At 40.3% G+C, this 11202-nt stretch carries 10 protein-coding genes; 5 read left to right on the top strand and 5 right to left on the bottom strand.

What is annotated here, in order from left to right:
- Positions 1-320: 320 nt before the first annotated feature.
- From rimP to ACOQON_RS15965, 4 genes are all read left to right on the top strand, one after another.
- Positions 321-767: a ribosome maturation factor RimP gene (gene rimP, locus ACOQON_RS15980; RefSeq protein ID WP_420576425.1), complete on the top strand. Its 447-nt coding sequence runs from the start codon at positions 321-323 to the stop codon at positions 765-767.
- A gap of 1 nt (position 768) precedes the next feature.
- Positions 769-2010 carry a transcription termination factor NusA gene (gene nusA, locus ACOQON_RS15975; RefSeq protein ID WP_420576424.1) on the top strand — a complete coding sequence of 414 codons (1242 nt, stop codon included), beginning with the start codon at positions 769-771 and terminating at the stop codon, positions 2008-2010.
- Between the two features lie 20 nt (positions 2011-2030).
- Positions 2031-4724 (top strand): translation initiation factor IF-2, encoded by a 2694-nt coding sequence (gene infB / locus ACOQON_RS15970; RefSeq protein ID WP_420576423.1) that lies wholly within the window; start codon positions 2031-2033, stop codon positions 4722-4724.
- A gap of 160 nt (positions 4725-4884) precedes the next feature.
- On the top strand, positions 4885-5250 hold the full coding sequence (locus ACOQON_RS15965; RefSeq protein WP_420576422.1) for a hypothetical protein: 366 nt from the start codon (positions 4885-4887) through the stop codon (positions 5248-5250).
- Here the strand turns inward: ACOQON_RS15965 and ACOQON_RS15960 are convergent.
- The 3 genes from ACOQON_RS15960 to ACOQON_RS15950 form a co-directional block, all read right to left on the bottom strand.
- The gene (locus ACOQON_RS15960; protein ID WP_420576421.1) at positions 5247-5975 is read right to left on the bottom strand and encodes a HisA/HisF-related TIM barrel protein; all 729 of its coding nucleotides are present in this window, start codon (positions 5973-5975) and stop codon (positions 5247-5249) included. The genes ACOQON_RS15965 and ACOQON_RS15960 overlap by 4 nt on opposite strands.
- A gap of 65 nt (positions 5976-6040) precedes the next feature.
- Positions 6041-6736 (bottom strand): response regulator transcription factor, encoded by a 696-nt coding sequence (locus ACOQON_RS15955; protein WP_420578697.1) that lies wholly within the window; start codon positions 6734-6736, stop codon positions 6041-6043.
- On the bottom strand, positions 6723-8336 hold the full coding sequence (locus ACOQON_RS15950) for a sensor histidine kinase (protein WP_420576420.1): 1614 nt from the start codon (positions 8334-8336) through the stop codon (positions 6723-6725). The genes ACOQON_RS15955 and ACOQON_RS15950 overlap by 14 nt, the downstream gene beginning before the upstream one ends.
- A gap of 143 nt (positions 8337-8479) precedes the next feature.
- On the opposite strand from ACOQON_RS15950, the gene ACOQON_RS15945 reads away from it, so the two are divergent.
- On the top strand, positions 8480-9316 hold the full coding sequence (locus ACOQON_RS15945; RefSeq protein WP_420576419.1) for a T9SS type A sorting domain-containing protein: 837 nt from the start codon (positions 8480-8482) through the stop codon (positions 9314-9316).
- A gap of 52 nt (positions 9317-9368) precedes the next feature.
- On the opposite strand, the gene ACOQON_RS15940 is transcribed toward ACOQON_RS15945, so the two are convergent.
- Positions 9369-9767, bottom strand: a complete 399-nt coding sequence (locus tag ACOQON_RS15940; protein ID WP_420576418.1) for a DUF1987 domain-containing protein — start codon at positions 9765-9767, stop codon at positions 9369-9371.
- A gap of 11 nt (positions 9768-9778) precedes the next feature.
- Complete coding sequence (locus ACOQON_RS15935) at positions 9779-11173, bottom strand: PP2C family protein-serine/threonine phosphatase (protein WP_420576417.1); 1395 nt, start codon at positions 11171-11173, stop codon at positions 9779-9781.
- Positions 11174-11202 lie beyond the last annotated feature (29 nt).

Genomic DNA, 11202 nt, shown 5'->3' with positions numbered 1-11202 from the left:
ATATTTATTGAACTAAGGCTAACCTAAGCGGTTGGACTTTTTTGGTTTATCAATTGGTTAAAAATTGGGCGGTGAGACTATTCCAAAACTGAGTGTAAAAATTAGACCAATGGGCTATAATTTCCAAAAAATCAACGTGTTATGGGGTACAACTTTAGATGAATGATTGGTTTTGGTATTTAAATAGAATCCGATTCAGAGAATCACGATATTTTTTGAGCATAATAGCAGATTTCCATTTTAGTTTCCTACCTTTGTACCCAGTTAATTATCAGAATACCGAAAGAGGGGACATCAGTCCCCTCTTTTCATTCATAGAAATGAAAGAAGAGCAGATAATAAGGGAGTTGGCAGAAGAGGCAATTTCTGAAAATAATTCTTTGTTTTTAGTAGACGTTAAAGTCAAAGGAAACACAGGAAATCAGAAGGTGCTGGTTTTTGTGGATGGTGATGAGGGAATTTCTATTGATGAGTGCAGCAGAATTAGTAGGAAGATTGGTTCCGAATTGGAAGAAGCAGATTTTTTTTCGGGTAAATACACGCTCGAAGTGTCTTCTCCGGGATTAGATTTTCCAATTACCCTCCATAGGCAGTATATGAAGAATGTAGGTCGAATTCTGGATGTCGAAATGACAACTGGCACAAAAGAGGAAGGTGAACTGTTAGAAGTAAATAATGACGCGATCGTTTTGAAAGGAAAAAAAGAAAACCGATCGCTGAAGTTTGAAGAAATAAAACAATCAAAAGTTAAAGTATCATTTAAATAAGATGGAAGCGTCAGTATTAATTGATTCGTTTGCGGACTTTGCCAGAGGCAAAAACATTGACCGCCCAACCATGATCAGAATTCTGGAAGATGTATTCAGAACGATGATCAGGAAGAAATACGAGACCGACGACAACTTCGATATTGTAATCAACGCAGACAATGGAGATCTTGAGATATGGAGATTCCGTGAAATTGTGGATGACAACTCAGAAGATATTTGGGATCATGATAAGATAAGTTTGACCGAAGCTCGTGAAATCGAGCCCGATTTCGAAATAGGAGAAGAAGTTGCGGAGGAAATTAAGCTTGAGGATTTTGGGAGAAGAGCAGTGATGACGGCTCGACAAACGCTCATTCAAAAAATCAAGGATCTTGAAAAGGATATCCTTTTTCAGAAGTACAAGGATTTAGTAGGAGAGATCATTCAGGGCGAAGTTTATCAGGTATTAGGTCGAGAGGTGCTTCTTACTGACGGTGAAGGAAATGAGTTGACAATCCCGAAAAGTGAACAAATTCCTAAAGATAGATATAGAAAAGGCGATACAGTACGTGCAATCGTGCATAGAGCAGAAATGGTAAATGGTAATCCAAAGATTATTCTTTCCAGAACATCTCCAGTTTTCCTTGAAAGACTTTTTGAGGCGGAAGTCCCTGAAGTTTATGACGGATTGATTACAATTAAAAACGTTGTTAGAGAGCCTGGTGAAAGAGCAAAAGTAGCGGTAGAGTCTTACGACGATAGGATTGATCCGGTGGGTGCGTGTGTAGGAATGAAGGGGTCACGGATTCACTCAATCGTACGAGAGCTTCAAAATGAAAACATTGATGTAATCAATTTCACCGACAATCTTGAGCTTTATTTGGCTCGTGCATTGAGCCCTGCGAAGATCACAAGTATGAAAATAAGCGAAGAGAAAGACAGGGTATCTGTTTATCTCAAGCCAGATCAGGTATCTTTGGCTATTGGAAAAGGTGGTCAAAACATTAAATTGGCTAGTAAATTGGTGGGAATGGAGATTGATGTCTTTCGTGAACTGGATGAAAGTTCAGAGGAAGATGTGGATCTGGATGAGTTTACTGATGAATTGGAAGATTGGGTTATCGACGAGCTAAAACGTGTAGGCTTGGATACAGCTAAAAGTGTTTTAAGACTTGGTACCGATGACCTGGTGAGAAGAACAGATTTAGAGGAAGAAACAGTACATGAAGTGATTCGAGTTCTGAGCCAGGAATTTGAATAAACTAATTTTGAGAGGTTTATATGGCAGAATATAGATTAAGTCAAGTAGCAAGAAAGCTAAACGTAGGTAAGAATACAATCCTGGAATTCTTAAAAGAGAAGGGCTATGAGGTAGACTCAAACCCGAACTCTAAAATTGCACAGGAGCAGTATGACATGCTTGCCAGAGCGTTTGCAGATTCGGCGCATGACAAAGAAGAGGCATCTGAATTAACCATTGGAGGTAAAACCGACAATATGGTTATTGACGCGGAAAAAGGGTCATCTGATGAAAAGAGTGAGGATGAGAGAATTCTCATTAAAGACAATGTTGGATCAGAACCTGAGCCCGAAAAAATTTCTGCCAGAACCAAACTAGATGGGCCAAAGGTTGTGGGTAAGATAGACCTTGACAAGAAGAAAAAGGAAGAGACAAAAGAAGAGACAAAAGAAGAGAAGCCTGCCAAAGAAGAAGCAAAAAAAGAAACAGAAGAGAAGCAGGAGAAGAAGGAAGAGAAAAAGCCTGAGGCTAAAGAGGATAAAACTGAATCTAAACCTGCTGAAAAGGAAGAAACTAAGAAGGAAGAAAAGGAAGAGGAAAAGGACAAAGGAGTTATAAAAGCCAAGGCCGACTCTCTAAGGGGACTAAAGGTTTTGGATAAAATCGAACTACCAAAAGATAAGCCGAAACCTGTAGCTTCTTCTGACTCCAATCAAGACCGCAAAAAACGTCCCAGAAAACGAATACAGTCAGGTGGAGGGCCGCAAAGAGGTGGTGGTCGAGGCGATCGTGGAAGGACACAATCAGGAAGAAAAACCGAAGAACTTTCCGATAAGGAAATTCAGGATAAAATCAAAGCAACCCTTGCTAAGCTAAGCGGGGGAGGCGGAAAAGGTGGATCTCAACGATCTAAATACCGAAAGGATAAACGATCTGCCAGGGCCGAGGAAGAGGAAGAAAGACTGCAGCAGGCAGAAGAGGCTTCAAAAACACTAAAAGTGACGGAGTATATCTCCGCAAATGATCTGGCATCTTTAATGGATGTTTCTGCAAATGATGTCATTTCGGCTTGCATGTCGCTTGGCATGTTTGTTTCGATCAACCAGCGATTGGATGCTGAGACCATCACAGTTATTGCAGATGAATTTGGTTTTGATGTTGACTTCACAGAAGCCAAGGAGGAGACAGACATTATTGAGGAGCAGGATGATGAAAGCACATTAGTAGATCGTGCACCCATTGTGACTATTATGGGTCACGTAGATCATGGTAAAACATCTCTCCTTGATTTCATTCGCGAATCAAAAGTAACAGAAGGCGAAGCTGGAGGTATTACCCAGCACATTGGTGCTTATGATGTGATGACCAATAGTGGTAAACGTGTAGCTTTCCTTGATACACCCGGTCACGAAGCTTTTACAGCGATGCGTGCCAGAGGGGCGAAGATCACGGATGTTGCCATTATTGTGGTAGCTGCAGATGATTCAGTGATGCCTCAGACAAAAGAGGCTATCAATCACGCTCAGGTTGCCGGGGTGCCAATTGTTATAGCGATCAACAAGATAGATAAGCCAAACGCCAACCCTGATAAAATCAAGGAAGACCTTTCTAACATCAATATTCTGGTAGAAGACTGGGGCGGTAAATATCAGTGTCAGCATGTTTCTGCAAAGACAGGAGAAGGAATTGATGAGCTGCTCGACAAGGTATTGCTGGAAGCAGAACTCTTAGAACTTAAAGCCAATCCGGATAAACCAGCTGTTGGTTCGGTGGTTGAGGCATCATTAGATAAGGGTCGAGGATATGTTTCTACGATTATGGTACAAGCAGGTACTTTGAGAGTGGGAGATGTTGTATTGGCTGGACCATATTTTGGTAAGGTGAAGGCGATGTTTGACCATAGAGGACAGAAACTCAAAGAAGCCGGACCATCTACACCAGTGTTGATGCTAGGTCTTGATGGAGCCCCACAGGCAGGTGACAAGTTCAATGTCATGGAGAGTGATAGAGAGGCTCGCGAGGTGGCTAACAAGCGTGAGCAGATCTTAAGAGAGCAATCCATCAGAACTAAGAAACACATTACACTTGATGAGATTGGCAGAAGGCTGGCAATAGGAAGCTTTAAAGAGCTAAACGTAATTGTAAAAGGAGACGTGGATGGTTCAATTGAAGCATTGGCGGATTCTTTACTTAAGCTGTCAACTGAAGAAGTTCAGGTAAACATCCTGCATAAAGCGGTGGGTCAGATTTCTGAGTCAGATGTATTACTTGCTTCGGCATCAGATGCTGTAATTGTTGGATTCCAGGTACGTCCATCGAGTGGTGCCAGGAGACTTGCTGAAATCGAAGAGATTGAAATCAGACTTTACTCAATCATCTACGATGCTATCAATGATGTGAAAGATGCCATGGAGGGCATGCTAGAACCTACCAGTGAGGAAGTAATTACTGGCAACATTGAAGTAAGGGATGTATTCAAGATTTCGAAAGTAGGAACGGTAGCGGGATGCTACGTTACAGACGGAATTGTGAAGCGATCCAATCAGGTTCGATTGATACGTGATGGTATCGTAGTTTACACAGGTGAGATTAATCAGTTGAAGCGTTTCAAAGAAGACGTGTCTGAGGTGAAGAGTGGTTACGAATGTGGTCTTAGCATCAAAAACTTTAATGATATTAAAGTTGGGGATGTGATCGAAGGATTTGAAGTGAAAGAAGTTAAGCGAACACTTTAATACGGTGTTTGGAAGATATAAAAAGCCTGTCCCTATGGATGGGCTTTTTCAATATTATTACCTCAGCCATATTTAATCTCGAAATACTTCAAAATCAAAAGTTAAGTTTTGTAAAAAAACATAACCTTCCGTCTATTATTTCGTTATTTTGTTGTTTAAGATGAAGATATTGAAAAGTAATAGGTACATATTTTCAGTGTTTCTCCTGATTTTCATAGTTAACATAGGTCTTGCCACAAATGGTCAGGAGTCTAAAACCTCCAATCAAGAACAAGAGGGCAGGAAAAAATCCAATCAGGCGATGATACATCCAGATGGTGACTATGGTTCATCTGGTCAGGGGCAGCAAGAGTTCCAACAGCAGGAGGCAGAGTCTAATGTAGAGCCAGCTGCGAGTTCAGATTTGGAATCAAAAGAAAACCCTCAAATTAAATCAGACTCATTACAAGATGATTCTGTAAGTAAGTACAATTTTATCTTCTACTTCCTTTATAAATTCAAATACGAGTCTGAGGAGTCCCCTTAAGCAACAACTGATTGATAGTTGTCTATGTCATCCAAGGATATGTTTCCTTCGTAAAAGGCCTTACCAAAAATCACACCATATAGGCCGATATCTCTTAACTTTTTGATATCGTCCATCCCTCTAACTCCTCCACTGGCAAAAACACAGAGGTCAGGAAACTCTTTCAAAAGCTTCTTGTAAAGGTCAAAGGAGGGACCTTCCATTGCTCCGTCTTTTGAAATATCAGTGGTTTTCAGATACTTTAATCCTCGATCATAGAAATAAGCGATATGATCAAAGAGATCCTTAGAGGTGGCTTTTTGCCAGCCGCGAATTCTGATTTTCCCTTTCAGGCTATCAGCAGCCAGAGCTATTTTTTCTCGTCCATAAGACATTAGCCAATTGGAGAACTGTTCCTTATTTGAAACAGCCACAGAAGCAGCTGTGATACTTTCAGCCCCATATTCAAAGGATTTAATCACATCTCCATCTGTATGAATTCCGCCTGTAAAATTTACTTTCAAATCTGTGTAAGCAGCTACCATGTGGAGTATATCGTAATTGACTGAAGTACCTCTCCTTGCTCCGTCCAGATCTATGAGATGAATTCGGGAGATACCATGGTCCTCGAACTGCTTGGCCACATCTATAGGTGTGTTATCATAAACTTTTTCACTGGAGTAGTCTCCTTGTTTGAGGCGAATGGTTCTGCCTTCAATAACTGATATTGATGGTACTAATAACACAATAAATAAGATTGATTCCTTTTAGGATGCTCTTTTAAAGATACTACATTCTGATTAGAATCGGGTTAGTTAACTTCAACTAATTTGAAACCTTCACCATGAATTGTCAATATCTTAAGACTGGGTTCATCTTGGAGGTATTTTCGAATTTTCGCAATATATACGTCCATGCTTCTCGCATTGAAGTAGCTATCATCTTTCCAGATTTTTTTCAAAGCGGAACTTCGATCCACCGTTTTATTCACGTTTTCAAAGAAAACCTTTAGTAGCTCATTTTCCTTTGTTGTGAGGTTAATCTCCCTTTTTGGTGTAATGAGGCGATTCTCTTGATAATAATATGTAAGACCTGCGATTTCAAAAGGATTGGGGAATGGTTCCTCTTCCTCTTTTTTTGTAGACCTCTTCAGAATGGCCTGAATACGCATCAAAAGCTCCTCCATGCTGAAGGGCTTGGTCATATAGTCATCAGCACCAATTGTGAATCCTTTGATGATATCCTGTTTCATTGATTTAGCCGTAAGGAATATGATCGGGGTGTCTTCATCTGAGGCTCGTATCTCCTTAGCCAGCGTAAACCCATCTTTTTTTGGCATCATTAAATCCAGAATGCAAAGGTCAAAATCACTTTCTTTGAAAGCATTGCCTCCTTCTTCTCCATCACGCTTTAGTGTTGTGTCATAGCCTTTCAGCCCGAGGTACTCACTTAATATTTCACCCAGATTGGGGTCATCTTCTACAATTAATAATTTAGGCTTCATCAGCTAATGGTAATATGATTGAAAATTTACTTCCTTTTCCTGGCTCGCTATCCACGTGAATACTACCCCCATGAGCTTCTACTATCCGCTGGACATAGGCCAGACCAAGTCCAAAGCCTTTCACATTGTGAAGATCACCTGTAGGCACTCGATAGAACTTCTCGAAAATATGCTTTTGTTGTTCACGAGTCATCCCAATGCCCTTGTCATGAATGGAGAGAATAAAATCCTCTTCATCCGATGCGGTTCTTAATGTAATATTTGGAGAGTCTGGAGAGTATTTATTTGCGTTATCCAGTAAGTTGAGAATGATATTGGTCAGGTGAAGTTCATCTCCCTGAACTATATCTTTTTCTGCTTTTTCAATGAGGTTGAGTCGCCCACCCCGTTGCTCTACTTGCATAGCGATGTGTTCTGCTGCACTTTTCACCATGTCACTCATCCGCAACATTTCCTGCTTCAGGTTATAATCTTTTCTATCAATAGCAGCAATCTGTAAAACCTTTTCTACCTGATTGCCTAACCGCTTATTTTCCTCACCAATGACTTTGATATATTTCGTTCGTAGTGCGCTTTGTTCAATGTCTTTATCGTTTAATGCCTCAACAGCAAGAGCAACCGTAGAAATAGGGGTTTTCAATTCGTGCGTCATGTTGTTGATGAAATCATTTTTCATCTCGGAGAGTTTCTTTTGTCTCACGATGGTTCGAATGCTATAGCCAAAGCAGAATAGAATGACTAAAACCAAAAAACCTGAGCTTACCATGGCGGACCAGGCTTTGCTCATCAGATACCCTTGCTTGCCGGGAAAGTTGATTGTGAGCATGCTGTCATTGCCAAATATATCATTCGGAAATAATGCTGCCCGAAGTTCACTTTGCGCTAAATCATTTTTTTGAGCACCATTTGTCAGTAGAAGGAATCGATTCTGCTGGGGATGGATCACCCCATAATCATACTCAATGTCAATGCCCTTGTTGCTCAATTCGTTTTTTAGTAATGAATCAAGTTGTTGTGGGTTGAAGCGTGAAGCGATTGAGCGATTTGGACCCATCAAGTCGCGAACTACATCGAAGGTGAGCTCATATTTCCTGGAAACCCGTGCAAGCTTATTTTCAAGTTGCTGGATCTTCACATCTCGCTCTTCCAGCATTTGCTCCATCGTTGAACCGGGTGGTGGAGGAGCGTTTTCAAAAAAGAAGCGATCGGCAACACTTGAAAAATTCACCACGAACTCAAAGCCACCTTCATTGATGGTGTCAGCGAAATAGAAAACCTGTTGATTCCCCTGCTCAATAATTTCGACGTTTCCACTCCTTTTTTCATTTTGCAATTTTTCAGCTTGCTCCATCTTTTGAAGATGTAAGTTTTCTCGCTGTTCATAAAGTGGTGAATTCACATAGTTCAGCTTCTGCAGAGCTGCAAAAGTCTCCTGTCTTTCCAGCTTGCTGGCCACAGTGTTGAGTGCATCTAATACATCTTTTCGAAAGCGCTCCTCATTAGCAGAAACCAGAGAATCGATCCAGTAAAGCTGAAAAGCAATCAGGCCCATCATTGCCATCCCCATCAGGCCAATTATCCATCTCAATGTCTTTCGCTGCATACCTCAAAAATACGACTAAGGAAGAAGCGTAGTTCCTGTTTAACCATTTTTAACAACGATTAACGACTGATTAACAGTGAGATAGAGACCCTCTACGTACTTTCGATTGACGATTTAGATCAAAAACAAAACTCAAAATTGATATGAAAACTAATTTAAAAATTTTGACCTTACTGGTGTCACTTTTAACATGTGGTGTCGGCCTTGCACAGTCTGATGACGAGGGAAAAATCGTTGTGGAAATAACCAAAGAAGTGAATGGTGAAAAGAAAACTTTCAAAGGTGAATACAACAGCGCTGAAGAAATGAGAGCTGACCCAAATTATCAGGAATTTGCCGGCGATGAAGGAGGTTTCAATATTTGGTTTGATGATGAAATGAGCAAAGATGTTTTTCTTAACCTCAATCAATTGAAAGACCAGAATCAATCATTTTTCAAGTTCTTCCACGATGATAATGAAGATGCTGGTCAGGGCTTCTTTTTTAAGCATTTTGATAATGACTCGGTTGATGGGTTTTTCAATTTCCACCTTGACAATATGAATATGGAGGAGTTCAAAGAGCAGATGAAGAAGTTTGGGGAGGAGATGGAAATGATGATGGAAGGCTTTCATGAAGATGACAATGATCAGGTGAAAGTATTTGCCTTCAAACGAGTAAAAGTCACCGATGTAGATGATGAGTTTGGTAAAAAAGGAAAGGTAGAGGATAATTATAAGCTGGAGCTGGAGGATTTGAACTTTTATCCAAACCCATCTTCTAATGGGCGGTTTAAGGTTCGGTTTAATGTACCGCAGGAAGGTGAACTAAGCATTAAGGTTTCCAATCTTGAAGGCAAAGAAGTTTTTAGTAGGTATTTTGAGAGATTTGGTGGGTTGTATTCTGAAATGATTGACCTTTCCGGACAAAATGATGGCATTTACTTGCTGGAAATAAGCCAGGGTAAAAAACGGCTTACAAAGAAAATTGTGATCAATTAAAACATGATTTTGGTTTAATAAGTGGCCGATTGATAATCAATCGGCTTTTTTTTTATTTTAAACTTTCTGAAGAACTAAAAATTTTGATGTTAAACTCAATACCTATGATGTCTTGAAAATCCATTGCCGTATCGATCATATCCTCATCATCTTCTTCGGCATACCAGTTGATTGTTAGGTTCTTCCCTTTTTCCATGAGCATTTTGAGTTCTTTGACTATTAGATAAATACATCTTGCGGAGCTCGTATTGAAATAAATAAGTTTAAAACTGGCTTTTATATCCCTATGATCAGATTCCCCAAGTTCTGATATGGCCGCTAAAAACGGATCGTAAAACTCCATGGTGTTTTCCGGGCTAGATCGTCCTTTAACCATTACCCGACCCGTTTTGTAGTCCACGCATGTCATTGGAGTGGTTCTGGTTGCTTCTGTGATGTAAGGTTTTTTCATTGGTTTATACATTAGACTTTTACTCCCATAATTAACATATCATCCAGCTGTTCCTCATCTCCTCTCCAAGTGGCTATTTCGTTTTCCAGTATTTCTAACTGTTCTTCCGGAGACTGAACGTGAATGGATTGCAGAAAGCTTTTGAATTTTTTTGAAGAGTATTTTCTATCTCCCTTGCCGCCGATTTGATCTTGAAATCCGTCGCTGTAGATGTAAAAAGTATCACCGGCTTTTAACTCAACCGAATGGTTGGTGTATTGCCTGTCTATTTTTCCAAAATATGAACCAATCGGCATTCTGTCAGCTTTGGTTTCAATTAACTCGCCGTTGCGGATCAGGCACAGAGGATTAAATGCTCCTGCATATTCCATGGTTTTTGTTCTGTGGTTAATGGCACAAAATGCAATGTCCATTCCGTCTCGGGATGAGTTTTCTTCACCTTGTTGCATGGTGTCGATTACTTCCCGGCGCATGATGTCCAAAATCTCTGCTGGTTTGGTCCGATAATCAGGTACTACTTTATTTAAGATGGTGTTCCCGATCATGCTCATAAATGCTCCCGGAACTCCATGACCAGTACAGTCAACTGCAGCAATGTATGATACATCATCAGCATGTTTGAACCAGTAAAAGTCCCCACTCACTATATCCCTGGGGCGATAGTACACAAATGAATTCGGCAGGTATTTTTTGATTGTACGTTCTGAGGGAAGAATTGCTTCCTGGATTTTCTTGGCGTAGCGAATGCTTGAGGTAATATCCTTGTTCTTAGACTCGATGATTTTTTTCTGCTCGTTGAGCTGTTTATTTGATTCTTCTAAAGACAACCTCGCCACGATCTCCCGTTTTGTTAGGTTATACCTCGTTTGAATAAGGATGATTGAAAAGATCATCACAGTACCAGTGAGCAATCCACCACTGGCAAGGATTTCTTCCAGAGACAATGTGCTATTTCGAATAAGGAAGAAGAAATTGGCTGCAATGGAAAGTACTACTACAATGATGGACCAATATATTTTCCATAGAACCAACATGCCCGCTCCAATGAATAACGCTATGTAGGCAAGAGTGTGTTTTTGGAAGTCGTCCACATCCATCAAACTCCACATGAACGCATTTTGTATAGAAATGAGCAGGACAGGTACGAAAATCAAAAATTCAGCAGATAGATTAAGCGGCTTTCTCAGTACCAATGTAATAGCTGTAATTGAAGATACAGCCAGACGAAAAATGAAGAAAACTTCAAAATGATGGTTAACATTGATGAAATCAGTAGCACCAAAAATAAGATTGAAGATTACGGCAACCCATGCACCTGCGATGTGGTATTTTATAGTGGCACGTTTTAATGCTTCTTCCCATTCTACTTCCAGCGCGCGTTGTTTAAGCAATTTGGATGTACTCATTCAGATCGTGGTTGTTGGTTAATAGATAG

Source organism: Ekhidna sp., assembly GCF_965221965.1.
Lineage (GTDB): Bacteria > Bacteroidota > Bacteroidia > Cytophagales > Cyclobacteriaceae > Ekhidna.
This window is presented reverse-complemented; position numbering and strand designations above follow the sequence as displayed.

What these genes read in the sequence shown, in the direction of transcription:
- ACOQON_RS15935 (WP_420576417.1), bottom strand. Translation starts at nt 11,173, where the DNA reads ATGAGTACATCCAAATTGCTTAAACAACGCGCGCTGGAAGTAGAATGG.
- infB (WP_420576423.1), top strand. Translation starts at nt 2,031, where the DNA reads ATGGCAGAATATAGATTAAGTCAAGTAGCAAGAAAGCTAAACGTAGGT.
- ACOQON_RS15950 (WP_420576420.1), bottom strand. Translation starts at nt 8,336, where the DNA reads ATGCAGCGAAAGACATTGAGATGGATAATTGGCCTGATGGGGATGGCA.
- ACOQON_RS15945 (WP_420576419.1), top strand. Translation starts at nt 8,480, where the DNA reads ATGAAAACTAATTTAAAAATTTTGACCTTACTGGTGTCACTTTTAACA.
- rimP (WP_420576425.1), top strand. Translation starts at nt 321, where the DNA reads ATGAAAGAAGAGCAGATAATAAGGGAGTTGGCAGAAGAGGCAATTTCT.
- nusA (WP_420576424.1), top strand. Translation starts at nt 769, where the DNA reads ATGGAAGCGTCAGTATTAATTGATTCGTTTGCGGACTTTGCCAGAGGC.
- ACOQON_RS15940 (WP_420576418.1), bottom strand. Translation starts at nt 9,767, where the DNA reads ATGAAAAAACCTTACATCACAGAAGCAACCAGAACCACTCCAATGACA.
- ACOQON_RS15965 (WP_420576422.1), top strand. Translation starts at nt 4,885, where the DNA reads ATGAAGATATTGAAAAGTAATAGGTACATATTTTCAGTGTTTCTCCTG.